Annotated in this window: 13 protein-coding genes; 12 read left to right on the forward strand and 1 reads right to left on the reverse strand. The window is 67.0% G+C overall.

Annotated elements, in window-relative coordinates; all coding sequences use genetic code 11:
* Positions 1-56: 56 nt before the first annotated feature.
* The 10 genes from AC1TXO_RS10705 to AC1TXO_RS10750 all read left to right on the forward strand — a co-directional run bounded on the left by AC1TXO_RS10705 (position 57) and on the right by AC1TXO_RS10750 (position 13,280).
* On the forward strand, positions 57-701 hold the full coding sequence (locus AC1TXO_RS10705; RefSeq protein WP_486406275.1) for a TetR family transcriptional regulator C-terminal domain-containing protein: 645 nt from the start codon (positions 57-59) through the stop codon (positions 699-701).
* Between the two features lie 69 nt (positions 702-770).
* Complete coding sequence (locus AC1TXO_RS10710; protein WP_486406276.1) at positions 771-1,487, forward strand: response regulator; 717 nt, start codon at positions 771-773, stop codon at positions 1,485-1,487.
* A gap of 4 nt (positions 1,488-1,491) precedes the next feature.
* Positions 1,492-2,265, forward strand: coding sequence for a substrate-binding periplasmic protein (locus AC1TXO_RS10715; protein WP_486406277.1), 774 nt, complete (start codon positions 1,492-1,494; stop codon positions 2,263-2,265).
* Complete coding sequence (locus tag AC1TXO_RS10720) at positions 2,262-4,514, forward strand: ATP-binding protein (RefSeq protein ID WP_486406278.1); 2,253 nt, start codon at positions 2,262-2,264, stop codon at positions 4,512-4,514. The genes AC1TXO_RS10715 and AC1TXO_RS10720 overlap by 4 nt, the downstream gene beginning before the upstream one ends.
* A 163-nt stretch (positions 4,515-4,677) precedes the next feature.
* Positions 4,678-6,090 carry an amino acid permease gene (locus AC1TXO_RS10725; RefSeq protein ID WP_486406279.1) on the forward strand — a complete coding sequence of 471 codons (1,413 nt, stop codon included), beginning with the start codon at positions 4,678-4,680 and terminating at the stop codon, positions 6,088-6,090.
* Between the two features lie 274 nt (positions 6,091-6,364).
* Complete coding sequence (locus AC1TXO_RS10730) at positions 6,365-7,147, forward strand: enoyl-CoA hydratase/isomerase family protein (RefSeq protein WP_486406280.1); 783 nt, start codon at positions 6,365-6,367, stop codon at positions 7,145-7,147.
* A 30-nt stretch (positions 7,148-7,177) separates the two neighbouring features.
* Positions 7,178-8,338, forward strand: a complete 1,161-nt coding sequence (locus tag AC1TXO_RS10735; RefSeq protein WP_486406281.1) for an acyl-CoA dehydrogenase family protein — start codon at positions 7,178-7,180, stop codon at positions 8,336-8,338.
* 18 nt (positions 8,339-8,356) lie between these two features.
* On the forward strand, positions 8,357-10,456 hold the full coding sequence (locus AC1TXO_RS10740) for an acetate--CoA ligase family protein (protein WP_486406282.1): 2,100 nt from the start codon (positions 8,357-8,359) through the stop codon (positions 10,454-10,456).
* Positions 10,457-10,466: 10 nt separating this feature from the next.
* The gene (locus tag AC1TXO_RS10745) at positions 10,467-12,074 is read left to right on the forward strand and encodes a 5-guanidino-2-oxopentanoate decarboxylase (RefSeq protein WP_486406283.1); all 1,608 of its coding nucleotides are present in this window, start codon (positions 10,467-10,469) and stop codon (positions 12,072-12,074) included.
* Between the two features lie 12 nt (positions 12,075-12,086).
* A complete protein-coding gene (locus AC1TXO_RS10750; RefSeq protein WP_486406284.1) occupies positions 12,087-13,280 on the forward strand; it encodes a pyridoxal phosphate-dependent aminotransferase in 1,194 nt (397 codons plus the stop codon).
* A 50-nt stretch (positions 13,281-13,330) separates the two neighbouring features.
* On the opposite strand, the gene AC1TXO_RS10755 is transcribed toward AC1TXO_RS10750, so the two are convergent.
* Complete coding sequence (locus tag AC1TXO_RS10755) at positions 13,331-13,771, reverse strand: RrF2 family transcriptional regulator (RefSeq protein ID WP_486406285.1); 441 nt, start codon at positions 13,769-13,771, stop codon at positions 13,331-13,333.
* A gap of 162 nt (positions 13,772-13,933) precedes the next feature.
* On the opposite strand from AC1TXO_RS10755, the gene AC1TXO_RS10760 reads away from it, so the two are divergent.
* Both AC1TXO_RS10760 and AC1TXO_RS10765 read left to right on the forward strand, forming a co-directional pair.
* Positions 13,934-15,535, forward strand: a complete 1,602-nt coding sequence (locus AC1TXO_RS10760; protein ID WP_486406286.1) for an ABC transporter substrate-binding protein — start codon at positions 13,934-13,936, stop codon at positions 15,533-15,535.
* Between the two features lie 28 nt (positions 15,536-15,563).
* Positions 15,564-16,523 carry an ABC transporter permease gene (locus AC1TXO_RS10765; protein ID WP_486406287.1) on the forward strand — a complete coding sequence of 320 codons (960 nt, stop codon included), beginning with the start codon at positions 15,564-15,566 and terminating at the stop codon, positions 16,521-16,523.
* The last annotated feature ends 3 nt before the right edge of the window (positions 16,524-16,526 follow it).

Here is a 16,526-nt window from a genome sequence, read left to right on the forward strand (position 1 = left end):
CGCGCTGCGCCTTGTTGTACAGTCGTTCAGTCCACCCTGACGCGACGAGAATCCGCATGACCCAGGAAGCCCGCTACAACCGCATGGCGCCCGAAGAACGCAAGGCCATCCTGGTCCAGGCGACCCTGGCGTGCCTCAAGCGCGACGGCTTCCAGGGCGCCTCGATCCGCAAGATCTCGGCCGAGGCGGGGGTGTCGGTCGGGTTGATCAGCCATCATTATTCGGGCAAGGACGAACTGGTCGCCGAGGCTTACCGCGCGGTGACCGGGCGGGTCATGGGCCTGCTGCGCGAGGCCATGGCCCAGGCTGCACCGAATGCCCGTGAACGGCTGTCGGCCTTCTTTCGCGGCTCGTTCTGCGCCGAACTGCTCGATCCGCAACTGCTCGACGCCTGGCTGGCATTCTGGGGCGCGGTGAAGACGGCCGAGGCGATCAACCAGGCCCATGAGCACTCCTATTCCGAGTACCGCAACGAACTGGCGGCGCTGCTGGCTGCGCTGGCCACGGAGGCCGGCTGGGAAGCCTTCGACGCCGATCTTGCCGCCATCAGCCTGAGCGCCTTGCTCGATGGCCTGTGGCTGGAGTCGGGGCTCAACCCCAATACCTTCACCCCGGAGCAGGGCATACAGATCTGCGAAGCCTGGGTCGATGGCCTGCAGGCCGGTGGCCGTCGGCGCTTCAGCCTGCCGGGAGGCTGTTGATCGGTCGTTCAGTACCGGGTAGGCTGCAGGCGCGGGTTTCAGAACAACACCTAGAAGAGACCACACGCAATGACACCTCGGGTACTGGTCGTCGACGACGATCCGCTCATTCGTGACCTGTTGCAGGCCTATCTCGCAGGCGAAGGCTACGACGTCCACTGCGCCGACACCGCTGAAGAAGCCGAGCGCTACCTGGCCAGCCAGCCAGTGGACCTGGTCATGCTCGACATCCGCCTGCCGGGCAAGGACGGCTTGACCCTGACCCGAGAGCTGCGGGTGCGCTCGGAGGTCGGCATCATCCTGATCACCGGGCGCAACGACGACATCGACCGCATCGTCGGCCTGGAATGCGGCGCCGACGACTACGTGATCAAGCCGCTCAACCCCCGCGAGCTGGTATCGCGGGCCAAGAACCTGGTCCGTCGCGTGCGCCATGCCCAGCTTGCCCGGCCAGGCACGGTACCCAGCCCCTGCCTCAAGCAGTTCGCCGACTGGGCGCTGGACAGCGACCGGCGCCGACTGATCGACCCACGTGGCGGCGAAACCCTGCTCACCCACGGTGAGTTCCAGCTGCTCAGCGTGTTCCTGCGCAACAGCGGCCACACCCTCAGCCGCGACCAGTTGATGGACCAGATCCGCAACCGCGAATGGGTGCCCAACGATCGCTCCATCGATGTGCTGGTCGGCCGTCTGCGGCGCAAGCTGCACGACGACCCGGCCGAACCGCAACTGATCATCACCATCCATGGCACCGGCTACCTGTTCACCGCCAGCGTGGCGGCCTGAACCCATGCGCGGCCTATGTTGCCTGGGCCTGTCGCTGTTGAGCCTGCAGGTGTTCGCTGCGCAGCCGGTGCGCTATTGCGACTACCCGGTGTATCCGCCGGTGTCCTGGAGTGACGGCAAGCAAGTGCGCGGCCTGGCACCGACGGTGGTGCGCGAGCTGTTCGCCCGCCTCGGGCTCGAGGTCGAGATCGTCGTGCTGGGCAACTGGAAGCGCTGCCTGCTCGATGCCGCCGAGGGCCGGGTGGATGTGGTGCTGGCCTACAGCAGCGACCAGCGTGACCAGGGCATGCGCTTTTCCCGGGTGCCGGTGTTGCGCGAGGAGGTCGCGGTGTTCGTCAACCGTCAGCGCCCGGTACGCTTCGAGCGCCTCGACGACCTGGCCGGTTACCGTGGCGGGCTGTTGTTCGGCGAGAGCTACGGGCCGGCCTTCGACCGCTTCGTCGCCCGCCATCGCAACATCGAATGGGTGTCCTCCAGCCAGCAGAACTTCGGCAAGCTGATTCGTGGCCGCATCGATTTCGTGATCCAGGAGCGGCGCACCGGTGAGCTGTTCGTCGAGCATCTGCCGGGAGCAGGCGATATCCAGGCACTGCCTGCGGCACTGAGCGTCGACTACCTGCGCGTGGCGGTGTCGCGCCACAGCCCCCTGAGCGAGCGCATGGACGAGATCGACGCGCAGTTGCAGCGCATGACCGAGCGCGGCGAGATCGCCAACTGGCTGCACCAGAGCGAAGTCACCTACCGCGACATGATCGCGCAACCGGCGGCGGCACCATGATTCGCCTGCGCGCCGATGGCCTGCTGCGTCGCCTGCTGCTGTTCATCCTGCTGTTCAGCCTGTGTTTCACCGTGCTCGCCAGCGCGGTGCAGCTGTATTTCGAGTACCGCCGCGAAATGCGCGACATCGACGCGCGCATGGAGCTGATCCGTGCCGGTTACCTGGCGAGCCTGGAGCGCAGCCTGTGGGACCTGGACCAGGAGCAGCTCAATGTGCAGTTGCGCGGGCTGGTGGACTTCTCCGATGTCGCCCGGGTGCGCCTGGACAGCAGCGACTTCCAGCTGCTGCAAGGTCAGGCCGAACCTGCCGGGCCGCTGCGCATCGAGCGCTTTCCCCTGGACTTCCAGCCACCCTCGGGGCCACCGAGGCACCTGGGTGAGCTTGAGGTGAGCATCGACCTGGGCGCGGTTCACCAGCGCCTGTTCGCCACCGGGCTGACCAGCCTGTTGTGGATGAGCGTGTTTCTCTGCGGCCTGGCCGTGGCGCTGTCGGGGTTGTTCTACCGCCTGGTGACCCGCCACCTGCAGGTGATGGCCGAGTTTGCCCGGCGCGTGGCGGCGGGGCAGTGGCAGGAGCCGCTGCGCCTGGACAAGCGCCGCTCGGCCCGCGCCGACGAGATCGACACCGTGGCCCATGCCCTGGACGACATGCGCCGGGCCATCCTCAGCGATATCGAGCGCCGCGAGCAGGACCGCCTGGCCCTGCAGGACAAGCGTGACCAACTGCAGGCCATGGTCGAGCGGCGCACCCAGAGCCTGGCGCGGGCCAAGGACGAGGCCGAGGCGGCCAACCTGGCCAAGTCGCGCTTCCTGGCGACCATGAGCCACGAATTGCGCACCCCGCTCAATGGCATTCTCGGCATGGCCGAACTGCTGCGCGCCAGCCCGCTGGACACCCTTGGCCACAAGCGCCTGGAAGCGCTGTACAAGGCGGGCGAGGGGCTGTCGGGCACCCTCAACGAGGTGCTGTTCTTCGCCCGCCTGGAAGAAGGTGAAAGCCACCCCGAGCCGGTGGACTTCTCCCTGCGCCAGCTGTGCGACGAGGTACTCACCCTGCTCGAACCCCGCGCCAGCGCCAACGGCACCGAGCTGGACTGCCAGGTCGATGCGACCCTCGCGCCCCGTCAGTTCGGCGCCGAGCAGTACCTGCGCCAGGTGCTGAGCAACCTGCTGGCCAATGCGATCAAGTTCACCGAGGGCGGGCGGGTCAGCCTCGAGGTCTGCGTGTTGCAGGCGCAGCGCGTGCGGGTGCAGGTCACCGATGACGGTATCGGCATTGCCCCGGCGATGCAGGCGCGGATCTTCGAGCGCTTCACCCAGGCCAGCGAGGCGGTGGCTCGACGTTATGGCGGTACGGGACTGGGGCTCGCGATCTGCAAGCACCTGATCGAACGCCTGGGCGGCAGGATCGGCGTCGATAGCCGCGAAGGGCAGGGCAGTCGCTTCTGGTTCGAGGTCGAGCTGCCGGCAGGTCGCGAGATTGCGTCCACACCGTGCAACCAACGGGTTGTCCAGGCCCTCGACATCCTGGTGGTCGAGGATGTGGCGCTCAACCGCGAGGTGGCGGGCGGGCTGCTGGAGCGCGACGGCCACCGCGTGCGTTTCGCCGAGGACGGTCCGCAGGCGCTGGCCGCCTGTGGCGAACGACGCTTCGACCTGCTGCTGCTCGACGTGCACCTGCCGGGCATGAGCGGTGTCGAGCTGTGTCGGCAACTGCGCGCCGGCGCTGGACCGAACCGCAATACCCGGATCCTGGCCCTGACTGCCGGTGTGCAACCGGCGGTGGTGCAGGGCTATCTGGAGGTCGGGATGCAGGGCGTGCTGGCCAAGCCGCTGCGCCTGGACCGACTGCGCCGCGCGCTGGCGCAGACCGAGGCGATGGTGCCCGAGCCTGCTGCGCACGGCGAGCTCGACCGGACCTTGCTGCACACCCACCGGCAGTTGCTCGGCGAACAGAAGGTGCAGAGCCTGCTGATGGTCCTGCAACAGGGGCTCGAGGCGCAGCGCGGGCCTCTGCTCGATGCGCTGCACCTGGGTGACTGCACCCAGGCCGCAGACCTGGCCCATCGCCTGGCCGGCAGCAGCGATTCGCTAGGGTTGAGCGCGCTGGCGAAGGCCTTGAGGCAGGTCGAACAGACGGCACTGGCGCTGGACATCCCGGTGTTGCAGGCGCTGCAAGCCAGCACGCAAGCGGCCCTGGATGCCGCACGGGTGCTGCTGGAACAGCTGATCCAGAGCATGCGTACATAATTCTTACGACTTTTTACATCTTCGATCCTCAGCATCAACCTCCGCTTACATCGCTTTCCAATAATCCCTGACAACCGTGTGGTTCGCGGTCCGTCAGGCTTATTGGAGATAACAATAATGAAAGGTCCCAAAGCTCAGCCCAACGCCTTGCCGGAGGTGCGCCATGTCTGAGCCCACCGAACGCAAGGGCATCCACCTCACCCGCGCACTCAAGAGCCGGCACATCTTCATGCTGTCGCTGGGCGGGGTGATCGGCACGGGCCTGTTCATGGGCTCGGGCGTGACCATCAACCAGGGCGGCCCGGTGGGGGCGATCCTGGCCTACCTGGTGGCGGGCTTTCTGATGTACCTGGTGATGGTCTGCCTCGGCGAGCTGTCGGTGCAGATGCCGGTGTCGGGCTCGTTCCAGGCCCACGCGACGAAATACATCGGCCCGGCCACCGGTTTCATGATCGGCTGGGTGTACTGGATGAGCTGGGCCACCACCGTGGGCCTGGAGTTCACCGCCGCCGGCATGCTGATGACCCGCTGGTTCCCCGAGGTGCCGATCTGGTACTGGTCGGCGCTGTTCGTCGCCGTGCTGTTCGGCCTCAACGCCCTGGCCACCCGCGCCTTCGGCGAGGCCGAGTACTGGTTCTCGGGGATCAAGGTCGCGGCGATCCTGGCCTTCATCATCGTCGGCATCCTGGTCATCTTCGGCGCCATGCCGCTAGCCAGCGGCGCGCCGGCACCGATGCTCGACAACCTGATCGGCGACTCGCTGTTCCCCAACGGCTTGCCTGCGGTGTTCGCGGTAATGATGACCGTGGTCTACGCCTTCCAGGGCTGCGAGATCATGGGCGTGGCCGCCGGCGAGACCGACCAGCCGGAAAAGAGCATCCCGCGGGCGGTGCGCAACGTGGTGTTCCGCGTGCTGATCTTCTATGTGCTGGCCATCGCGGTACTTTCGGCCATCGTGCCGTGGCAGCAGGCCGGATTGATGGAAAGCCCGTTCGTGCAGGTGTTCGACATGGTCGGCATCCCGTACGCGGCCGACCTGATGAACTTCGTCATCCTTACCGCCATTCTCTCGGTGGGCAACTCCGGGCTGTACGCCTCGACGCGCATCCTCTGGGCCATGTCCAAGAGCGGCATGGCACCGAAAAGCCTGTCGCCGCTGAGTTCGCGTGGGGTGCCGCTGCGGGCGCTGAGCATCACCCTGTGCTTTGCCCTGGTGTCGCTGATGACCAGCTTCATCGCCGCCGACACCCTGTTCATGGTGCTGATGGCAGTGAGCGGGATGTCGGGTACCGTGACCTGGATCGTCATCGCCCTGGCGCAGTACCGCTTCCGCCGCGCATTCCTGCGCGAGGGCGGCAAGCTCGAGGACATCAAGTACCGCGCACCGCTGTACCCGCTGATCCCGCTGCTGTGCATCACCCTGTGCAGTTCGCTGTTCGTGTTCCTGGCACTGGATGAAACGCAGCGACCGTCGTTGTACTGGGGCTTTGGCTTCATTGCCCTGTGCTACCTGGCGTACTTCGTGATGAACCGCAGGCGCTCGCAGACCTTCGTGCCGACGGCGCCTGGGGTTTGAATCTTCGTTGAAGCTGCAGGCCTCTTCGCGGGCAAGCCCGCTCCCACAGAGATCGCATCGGGACTGCCCCCAACGGTTGGATTGGTGTCCAACTTCTTGAGGGCAGTCCAATCTGCAGGAGCGGGCTTGCCCCGCGATGAGGCCCTCTGCAACAGCAAAAAATCCCGATTGTTCGAAGTTGTAACAGCCCCGTATCCGCCAATTGCCGCCTTGTTGAACACTCGTTTAGTATCTCGTCCAAGCCCACCCCAACCACAACAACTCGAGGCTTCCCATGACCAGCCTGTTGACCACCCTCGAAGCCGGTGTCGCCTGGATCACGCTCAACCGCCCCGACCAGCGCAACGCCCTGGACATCCCCACCCTCAAGCACCTGCACGCCCTGCTCGAAGACTTCAACGCCGACCCCGCCGTGCGCGTGGTGGTGCTGACCGGCAGTGGCCGCAGCTTCTGCGCCGGTGCCGACCTTGCCGAATGGGCCGAAGCCGAGGCGCGCGGCGCCCTTGAAAGCTACGGCTGGACCGAAACCGCCCACGCCCTGATGCAGCGCCTGCACAGCCTCGACAAGCCCACTCTCGCCGCGATCAACGGCACCGCCGTAGGCGCTGGCATGGACCTGACCCTGTGCTGCGACCTGCGCATCGCCGGCGCATCGGCGCGGTTCAAGGCCGGCTACACCAGCATGGCCTACAGCCCCGACGCCGGTGCCAGCTGGCATCTGCCGCGGCTGATCGGCAGCGAGCAGGCCAAGCGCCTGTTGTTCCTCGACGAGCTGTGGGGCGCCGAACGTGCGCTCGCCGCAGGCCTGGTGGGCGAAGTCTGTGCCGACGACCAACTGCTGACTGTCACCGCCGAGCTCGCTTCACGCCTGGCCCAGGGCCCGACCTTCGCCTTCGCCCAGACCAAGCGCCTGATTCGCGATGGCGCCCAGCGCACCCTGGCCGAGCAGTTGCAGGCGGAGCTGGCTGCAGGGCTGCTGTGCGGCCGCAGCGAGGATGGCGCCGAGGCGCTGCGTGCCTCCGTCGAGCGCCGGCCCGCGCGTTTCATCGGTCAATAACCCTTCAGTACCTTCTCAGGACCCTGCCAGATGAATTTCCAACTGACCCAAGAACAAGAAATGTTGGTGGAAGCGGTACGCAGTTTCGTTGCCAAGGAGCTGCTGCCCCACGAGGAAGAAGTCGACCGCGCCGACGCGGTGTCGCCCGAGCTGGCCGCGCAGATTCGCGGCAAGGCCATCGCTGCCGGTTTCTATGCCTTCAACATGCCCGAGGAAGTCGGTGGCGGCGGGCTCGACTACCTGTCCCAGGCGCTGATCGAGCGTGAGCTGTCGAAGGTGTCGTGGGCCGTGCACGTGTTCGTCGCACGCCCCTCGAAGATCCTCATGGCCTGCAGGGACGAGCAGATCAACGACTACCTGCTGCCCAGCGTGCAGGGCGAGAAGATCGACTGCTTCGCACTCACCGAGCCCGGCGCGGGCTCCGATGCCAACGCCATCAAGACCCGCGCCGTGCGCCAGGGCGACGATTTCGTGATCAACGGCAGCAAGCACTTCATCAGCCATGCCGGGCACGCCGACTTCGCCATCGTCTTCGCCGTCACCGACACCTACGAGCACAACGGCCGCAAGCGCAATGCCGTGACCGCCTTCCTGGTCGACCGCGGTACCCCGGGCATGACCATCCGCCGCGGGCCGAAGTGCGTGAGCAACCGTGGCTACCACACCTACGAGCTGTTCTTCGACGACTGCAAGGTGCCGGCCAGCAAGGTGCTGGGCGAGGTCGGCAAGGGCTGGGAAGTGGCCAACGCCTGGCTCACCGCCGGGCGCGTGATGGTTGCCGCCAACTGTGTCGGCCAGGCCCAGCGCGCACTGGACCTGTCGCTGCAGTGGTCGGCGGACCGCAAGCAGTTCGGCCAGCCGATCGGCAGCTACCAGGGCGTGTCGTTCAAGCTCGCCGACATGGCCACGCAGATCCGCGCGGCCGAACTGCTGACCCTGCACACGGCCTGGAAGATGGACCAGGGCAGCATGACCGACGGTGAGGCCGGCATGGCCAAGCTGTTCGCCAGTGAAGTGCTGGGCAAGGTCGCCGACGAGGCGGTGCAGATCTTCGGCGGCATGGGCCTGATGGACGAGGGGCCGGTCGAGCGGATCTGGCGCAACGCACGGATCGAGCGGATCTGGGAGGGCACTTCGGAGATCCAGCGGCACATCATTTCCCGCGAACTGCTGCGCCCCCTGTTGCGTTGATCGGGTCGGAGAATACTCATGTCGCAGTCGATTCGTGACAACCTCAAGCGTCTGCTGGCGCCACGTCACCTGGCGTTCGTCGGCGGGCGCAGCATGGCCCGTGCCTTGAAACGCTGCGCCGAGGGCGGGTTCGAGGGCCAGATGTGGCTGGTCAACCCGCAGCAGGCCAGCATCGATGGCATCCCCTGCGTAGCCAGCGTGGCCGAGCTGCCGTGCGGCCCGGATGCGGTGTTCATCGCCACCAACCGTGAGCTGACCCTGGCCTGCGTCGAGCAGCTCGCCGCCCTCGGCGCCGGCGGGGCGATCTGCTATGCCTCCGGCTTCGCCGAGAGCGGTACAGAAGGCGAGGCACTGCAGCAGCGCCTGCTGCAGGCTGCCGGCAACATGGCCCTGCTCGGGCCCAACTGCTACGGGCTGCTCGACTACCTGCACAGCGCTGCACTGTGGCCGGTGGCCCATGGCGGCAAGACGGTGGACAAGGGCGTGGCGATCCTCACCCAGAGTGGCAACTTCGCCTACAACCTGTCGATGAGCGACCGCTCGCTGCCAGTGGCCTACATGGCCTCGGTCGGCAACCAGGCGCAACTGGGCGTGGCCGAGTTGATGGACGTGCTGCTGGACGACCCGCGCGTCACCGCCATCGGCCTGCACCTGGAAGGCTTGAAGAACGTGCCCGGCTTTGCCCGCGCCGCGCACAAGGCGCTGGAGCGCGGCACGCCGATCATCGCCCTGAAGACCGGGGTGTCGCAGATCGGCGCCGAACTTGCGCTCAGCCACACCAGTTCGCTGTCCGGCTCCGATGCACTGTACGACGCCTTGTTCAAGCGCCTGGGGGTGATCCGCGTGAGCGGCCCGGTGAGCTTCGTCGAAACCCTCAAGGCCGCCGCCTGCGGACGCCTGCCCCAGGGCGACCGGCTGATCGCCCTGGCCTGTTCGGGCGGTGATGCCGGGCTGATCGCCGATTATGCCGAGCGCAATCATCTGAGCCTGCCCAAGCTCGAGCAGAGCCAGGTCGATGAACTGGCCCAGGTGCTGCCCGGCTATGCCAACCTGGTCAACCCGCTGGATTTCACCACCGCCATCTGGGGCGACGGCGAGGCGCTGCAGCGCATGCTCGACAGCGCCCTGCGCAGCGACGCCGACGCGGCCATGCTGGTGCTCGATTACCCGGCTGAATTCACCGGCGAGCGCAAGGAGTGCGACCTGCTCCTGGAGCTGTACTGCCAGGCCCTGGCGCGCCACGGCAAGATCGGTTTCGTCACCTCGGCCTTCCCCGAGCTGCTGCCGGCCAGCGCCCGCGAGCGCCTGCATGCCCACGGCATCGCAGCCTTGCAGGGCGTGGAAGACGGTCTTGCGGCCTGGGGGCGGATCGTCGCCTACCAGGCCAACCGCCGGCGTCTGCTGGCGTTGGGCGAGTCCGCACTGCTGCCGTTGTGCCCGCAGGCGTTGACCGGCCAGACCCGCCTGCTCGATGAATGGCAGTCCAAGCAAGCCCTGCGGCCCTTTGGCCTGCCGGTGCCGGAAGGGCGCCTGACCACGCCTGCAGCGGCACTGGCCGATTCGGCCATGGTCGGCTTCCCGCTGGTGCTCAAGGCGGTCAGCGCGCAGTTGCCGCACAAGACCGAAGCCGGCGCGGTGGCCCTCAACCTGCGCGATGGCCGGGCGCTCGAGGCGGCGTTGCGGCAGATGCGCGAGCGCATCCACGCCCATGCCCCGCAGGTGCCGTTCGACCGCGTATTGCTCGAGCCCATGGCCGAAGCGCCGCTGGCCGAGCTGATCGTCGGCATCAAGCGCGAGAACGGCTTTGCCCTGGCGCTGGTGATCGGCGCGGGCGGGGTGCTGGTCGAGTTGCTCAAGGACAGCACCAGCCTGTTGCTGCCGACCAACGATGGCGCCATCCGCGCAGCCCTGCTCGGCTTGCGCAGCGCCGGGTTGCTGCAGGGCTTCCGTGGCCGGTCGGCCGCCGACCTCGACGCCCTGGTGGCTGCGGTGCGCGCGGTGGCCGATTACGCCTGCGAAAACGCCAGCCAGTTACTGGAACTGGACGTCAACCCACTGATGGTCGGTGCGCACGGCACCACTGCGGTGGATGCCCTGATCCGTCTTGGCCAGGCCTGAGGAGATGAACATGCACGACAAACCCTTGACCGGCGGCCAGGCCCTGGTGCGATTGCTGGCCAACTATGGCGTCGACACCGTGTTCGGCATCCCCGGCGTGCACACGCTTGAGCTCTATCGTGGCCTGCCCGGCAGCGGCATCCGCCATGTGCTGACCCGCCACGAGCAGGGCGCTGGGTTCATGGCCGACGGTTATGCTCGCGTCAGTGGCAAGCCTGGTGTGTGCTTCGTCATCACCGGCCCCGGCGTCACCAACGCCGCCACTGCCATCGGCCAGGCCCACGCCGACTCGATTCCCCTGCTGGTGATTTCCAGTGTCAACCACACGGCCAGCCTGGGCAAAGGCTGGGGCTGCCTGCACGAGACCCAGGACCAGCGCGCCATGACCGCGCCGATCACTGCGTTCTCGGCACTGGCCCTGAGCGCAGAAGACCTGCCCGAGCTGATCGCCCGCGCCTGGGCGGTATTCGACAGCGAACGGCCAAGGCCGGTGCATATCTCGGTGCCGCTGGATGTGCTGTCGGCGCCGGTGGCGCGCGACTGGAGCCATGACGTGGTGCGCCGCCCCGCGCGCAGCGTGGCGCCGAGCGCCGTGCTCGAGCAGGCGGCGGTGAAGCTGGCGGCGGCAAAGCGGCCGATGATCATCGCCGGTGGCGGCGCATTGCACGCGGCGTCCGAGCTGGCTGCGCTGAGCGAGCGCCTGGCCGCGCCGCTGTTCACCAGCGTGGCGGGCAAGGGCCTGCTGCCGCCCGAGGCGCCGCTCGCAGCCGGGGCCAACCTGTGCATCGAGCCGGGCTGGCAGATGATCGCCGAGGCCGACGTGGTGCTGGCGGTCGGCACCGAGATGGCCGACACCGACTACTGGCGCGAGCGGCTGCCGATCACCGGCGAACTGATGCGCATCGACATCGACCCGCGCAAGTTCAACGACTTCTACCCCTGCGCCCTGGCGCTGCAGGGTGACGCGCGCCTTACCCTGGCCGGGATCCTCGAGCACTTGCCCGACGTACGCCGCGATGCAACAGCAGCCATTCAGGCCGTTGCCGCTCTGCACGAGGCGGTGAGGGCAGGGCACGGCCCCCTGCAGCGGTTGCACCAGGGCATTCTCGAACGGGTGGCGCGGGCGTTGCCGGACAACGCCTTCATCAGCACCGACATGACCCAGCTGGCCTACACCGGCAACTATGCGTTCCCCAGCAAGGCGCCGCGCAGCTGGCTGCATCCCACGGGGTACGGAACCCTGGGCTATGGTCTACCGGCGGGCATCGGCGGCATGTTCGCAGGTGGCGAGCGTCCGGGGCTGGTGCTGGTGGGCGATGGCGGTTTCCTCTACACCGCCCAGGAACTGGCCACGGCGGTCGAGGAACTGGACCGGCCGCTGGTGGTGTTGCTGTGGAACAACGATGCCCTCGGACAGATCCGCGACGACATGCTCGGCCTGGATATCGAGCCCATCGGCGTGCTGCCGCGCAACCCCGACTTCATCGGCCTGGGCCGCGCCTTCGGTTGCGCCGTGGCGCAGCCGGGCAGCCTCGATGAACTGGAGCAGGACCTCAGGAACGGATTCGCGCGCAACGGCGTCACCCTGATCGAACTCAGGCACGCCAGCGCCCATTGATGGAGGCTTTTCATGCGTTTTTCCAAGCTGACCCAGCGCATCGCCGGTGACGGTGCCGCCGCCTGGGAGATTCACTACCGCGCCCTGGAGCTGCAGGCCCAGGGCCGCGACATCCTGCTGCTGTCGGTGGGCGACCCGGACTTCGATACGCCTGCGCCAATCGTGCAGGCCGCCATCGACAGCCTGCACAACGGCCACACCCATTACTCCGACGTGCGCGGCAAGCTCGCCCTGCGCCAGGCCATCGCCCGGCGCCACCAGCAGCGCAGCGGCCAGGCCGTGGGCGCTGACCAGGTGACGGTGCTGGCCGGCGCCCAGTGCGCGTTGTTCTGCGTGGCCCAGTGCCTGCTCGATCCGGGGGACGAGGTGATCGTCGCCGAGCCGATGTACGTCACCTACGAAGCGGTGTTCGGTGCCTGCGGTGCCACGGTGGTACCGGTCCCGGTCAAGCCTGAGCACGGCTTCCGTGTGCAGGCCGAGGACGTTGCTGCGCGCATCACCCCGCGCACCCGTGCGCTGGCGCTGAACAGCCCCCACAACCCCTCCGGCGCCAGCCTGCCACGCAGCACCTGGGAGGCCCTGGCCGAGCTGTGCGTGGCCCATGACCTGTGGCTGATCAGCGACGAGGTGTACAGCGAGCTGTTGTACGACGGCGAGCACATCAGCCCCGGCAGCCTGCCGGGCATGGCCGACAGGACCGCGACCCTGAACAGCTTGTCCAAGTCGCACGCCATGACCGGCTGGCGAGTGGGATGGGTGGTCGGCTCGGCACCGCTGGCCGCGCACCTGGAGAACCTGGCGCTGTGCATGCTGTACGGCTCCCCGGACTTCATCCAGGATGCCGCGGTGGTGGCGCTCGAGCAGCGCTTGCCGGAACTCGAAGCCATGCGCGAGGCCTATCGACAGCGGCGCGACCTGGTCTGCGAACGCTTGGCCGACTGCCCGGGGATAAAGGCGCTCAAGCCCGATGGCGGCATGTTCGTGATGGTCGATATCCGCCAGACCGGCCTCAGCGCCCAGGCGTTTTCCAGCCGGCTGCTGGAGCAGCATGGCGTGTCGGTGCTGGCGGGTGAGGCGTTCGGGCCGAGTGCGGCGGGGCATATCCGCCTGGGGCTGGTGCTGGGCGCCGAGGCGTTGACCGAGGCTTGTCGGCGGATTGCCCTGTGTGCGGCGCAGGTGCTGGACGGCAGGGTGGTTACAGGCTGAGGCGGATGGCCCTTTCGCGGGCTTGCCCGCGAAAGGGCCGACCCTGCCCATCAACCTTCCACAGCTTCCTCAACCGGCCGATCGAACGCGACGAACAGCTGATCTGCCGTGATTGCCCCCAGGTCCAGGCGCATGTTCGCCTCGAGCATCGCAAACAGCCGGGTGAACACCTCGAACACCTTGCAGTGATCCTCCATTCCCGAAAACGGGTTGTCGATCTTCTCGGCGATCAGCGAGCTTTCCTGCACCGCGTCGTACACCTCGCGCAGGGTGATCTCGCTGGCCGGGCGGGCGAGGGTGAGGCCGCCCTGGGCGCCGCGCCAGGACCTGAGAATGTTGGCCTTGACCATCTGCGACGCCAGGCTGCGTACCCGCGTGGGGTGCACCTTGACCCACTTGGCGATGGTCTCGGTACGCAACTTCTGCGGGGCATTGGCGGCCACGAACGAGAGGATGTACGAGGCGGTGATCAGGCGGGTCGATTGGCTCATCGTTGAAAATCCCTGGTGAATCGCAAAGTCGGTATCCCTGTGAAAATCCATCTTGGCAGGGGCATGGCAATGAGTCTAATGTATTTGTCACGATGACAATTACAAATATCCGGTCATCGATGCCTGCGATCCTTCTTTCAGCGGTTCAACAGGGGCAATGCCATGAGCGATAAGAACAACAAGATCACTCAAGCGATGCCCGACGGTGGCCTGCCACGTCGGGAGTTCCTCAAGTACAGCGCAGCGGCGGCGACTTTTGCCGGCGCCTTCTCCCTGGGCCTGCCGCTGCCGGGCTGGGCCGAGGAGGCCACACCCAAGGCCGGCGGCACCCTGCGCATGGGCCTGGCCGGTGGCAGCACCACCGACTCGCGTGACCCGGGCACCTGGAGCGACACCTTCACCTTCGTCGGCTTCTCGGCGGTGTACAACAGCCTGAGCGAGATCGGTGTCGATGGCACGGCGATCCCGGAGCTTGCCGAGCGCTGGGAGTCCAGCCCCGATGCCAAGGTCTGGACCTTCTTCCTGCGCCAGGGCGTGACCTTCCACGACGGCAAGAGCCTCGATGCCGGCGACGTGGTCGCCTCGATCCAGCACCACTTGGGCGAGAAATCGACCTCGGCGGCCAAGACCGTGCTCGGCGATGTCGCCGTGGTTCGCGCCCAGGACCCTGCCACGGTGGTGTTCGAACTGCACTCGGGCAACGCCGACTTCCCCTATGTGGTGGCCGACTATCACCTGGTGATCATGCCCGCCAAGGACGGTCTCGCCGACTGGCAGGCCGGCATCGGCACGGGCGGATACCGCCTCAAGCACTTCGAGCCTGGCGTACGCATGGATCTGGAGCGCAACCCGGGCTACTGGAAGCCGGGCAGGGCGCATTTTGCCAGTGCCGAACTGCTGTCCATCGCCGACGGCGCGGCGCGGGTCAATGCCCTGGTCACAGGGCAGGTCGATGTGATCAACAAGGTCGACCTCAAGACCGTGGCGCTGCTCAAGCGCAACCCGCAACTGGTGATCGAGGAAACCAAGGGCGCGCAGCACTACACCTTCCCGATGCTCTGCGACGCCGCACAGTTCAAGGATAACAACGTGCGCCTGGCGCTCAAGCACGCCATCGACCGCCAGGCCCTGCTGACCTCGGTGCTGTACGGCTACGGCCAGATCGGCAACGACCACCCGATCCAGCCCGGCAGCCGTTTCATCAACGCCGCCCTGGAGCAGCGTGTGTACGACGCCGACAAGGCGCGCTTCTACCTCAAGCAAGCCGGCATGGACAGCCTCAAGGTGCGTCTGCAGGCCTCCGACGCGGCCTATACCGGCGCCGTGGACGCCTCGGTGCTGTTCAAGGAGCAGGCGCGCAAGGCCGGCATCGATATCGACGTGGTGCGCGAGCCGGCCGACGGTTTCTTCACCAATGTGTGGATGAAGCAGCCCTTCACCACCTCGTTCTGGTACTCCAGCCTGACCGCCGACCGCATGTTCAGCATCGGCTACGCCAAGGGCGCGGCGTGGAACGAGACGCACTGGGACAACGCGCGTTTCAACCAGTTGCTCAACGCGGCCCGCGGCGAGATGAACGCCCCGCTGCGCCAGGAAATGTACAACGAGATGCAGGCGCTGTGCCGCGACGATGGCGGCGCCATCGTGCCGCTGTTCGCAAGCTCGGTGGCGGCCCGTTCCAGACGCGTCATGCATGGCGGCGTCACCGCCCCTTACGGTGAACTGGACGGCCTGCGCCTGATCGAGCGCTGGTGGCAGGCCTGAACCCCCATTTCGTCGTGAGGACCGTACGGTGAATAGTCTCTGCAAACTGCTCGCCCAGCGCCTGGCCCTGGGCCTGCTGTCGCTGCTGGCGGTGTCGGTGATCATCTTCCTGGCGGTGGGCATGCTCCCGGGCGACGTGGCCCAGGCCATGCTCGGCCAGGCCGCCACCCCGGAAACCGTGGCGGCGCTGCGCGCCCAGCTGGGCCTGGACCAGCCGGCGCTGACCCGCTTCTTCCACTGGGGCTGGCAACTGCTGCAAGGCGACCTCGGTGTATCGCTGGCCAACCAGCGGCCGATCGCCGAGCTGATCGGCGCGCGCCTGGGCAACACCTTCAGCCTGGCGCTGCTGGCGGCACTGGTGTCGGTACCCCTGGCGCTGCTGCTGGGCATGCTCGCGGCGCTGTACCGCAACAGCTGGTTCGACCGCCTGCTCAACACCAGCGCGCTGAGCGCGGTGTCGTTCCCGGAGTTCTTCGTCGCCTACATCCTGATCCTGGTGTTCGCGGTGAAGCTGGCCTGGTTGCCGAGCATCTCCAACCTGGCTCCGGATGCCTCGCTTGGCGAAGTGCTGGAGCGCTCGTTGCTGCCGGTGCTGACCCTGAGCCTGGTGGTGGTGGCGCAGATGATGCGCATGACCCGCGCCTCGCTCATCAACCTGCTCGCCAGCCCCTACATCGAGATGGCCCGGCTCAAGGGCATCGGCCAGGCGCGGATCATCTTCCGTCACGCTTTGCCCAACGCCCTGGCGCCGATCGTCAACGTGGTGGCGCTGAACCTGGCGTACCTGGTGGTGGGTGTGGTGGTGGTCGAGGTGGTGTTCGTCTACCCGGGCCTGGGCCAGTTGCTGGTGGACTCGGTGGCCAAGCGTGACATCCCGGTGGTGCAGGCCTGCAGCCTGATCTTCGCCGCCACCTACATCCTGCTCAATACCAGTGCCGATGTGCTGTCGATCGCCAGCAACCCGCGCCTGATGCATCCGAAGGGGTAGCCC

This window comes from Pseudomonas sp. FA117 (assembly GCF_057370475.1).

Bases quoted from the DNA above. Each gene is read 5' to 3' on its own strand.
- AC1TXO_RS10705 (WP_486406275.1), top strand. From the start codon at position 57: ATGACCCAGGAAGCCCGCTACAACCGCATGGCGCCCGAAGAACGCAAG.
- AC1TXO_RS10710 (WP_486406276.1), top strand. From the start codon at position 771: ATGACACCTCGGGTACTGGTCGTCGACGACGATCCGCTCATTCGTGAC.
- AC1TXO_RS10715 (WP_486406277.1), top strand. From the start codon at position 1,492: ATGCGCGGCCTATGTTGCCTGGGCCTGTCGCTGTTGAGCCTGCAGGTG.
- AC1TXO_RS10720 (WP_486406278.1), top strand. From the start codon at position 2,262: ATGATTCGCCTGCGCGCCGATGGCCTGCTGCGTCGCCTGCTGCTGTTC.
- AC1TXO_RS10725 (WP_486406279.1), top strand. From the start codon at position 4,678: ATGTCTGAGCCCACCGAACGCAAGGGCATCCACCTCACCCGCGCACTC.
- AC1TXO_RS10730 (WP_486406280.1), top strand. From the start codon at position 6,365: ATGACCAGCCTGTTGACCACCCTCGAAGCCGGTGTCGCCTGGATCACG.
- AC1TXO_RS10735 (WP_486406281.1), top strand. From the start codon at position 7,178: ATGAATTTCCAACTGACCCAAGAACAAGAAATGTTGGTGGAAGCGGTA.
- AC1TXO_RS10740 (WP_486406282.1), top strand. From the start codon at position 8,357: ATGTCGCAGTCGATTCGTGACAACCTCAAGCGTCTGCTGGCGCCACGT.
- AC1TXO_RS10745 (WP_486406283.1), top strand. From the start codon at position 10,467: ATGCACGACAAACCCTTGACCGGCGGCCAGGCCCTGGTGCGATTGCTG.
- AC1TXO_RS10750 (WP_486406284.1), top strand. From the start codon at position 12,087: ATGCGTTTTTCCAAGCTGACCCAGCGCATCGCCGGTGACGGTGCCGCC.
- AC1TXO_RS10755 (WP_486406285.1), bottom strand. From the start codon at position 13,771: ATGAGCCAATCGACCCGCCTGATCACCGCCTCGTACATCCTCTCGTTC.
- AC1TXO_RS10760 (WP_486406286.1), top strand. From the start codon at position 13,934: ATGAGCGATAAGAACAACAAGATCACTCAAGCGATGCCCGACGGTGGC.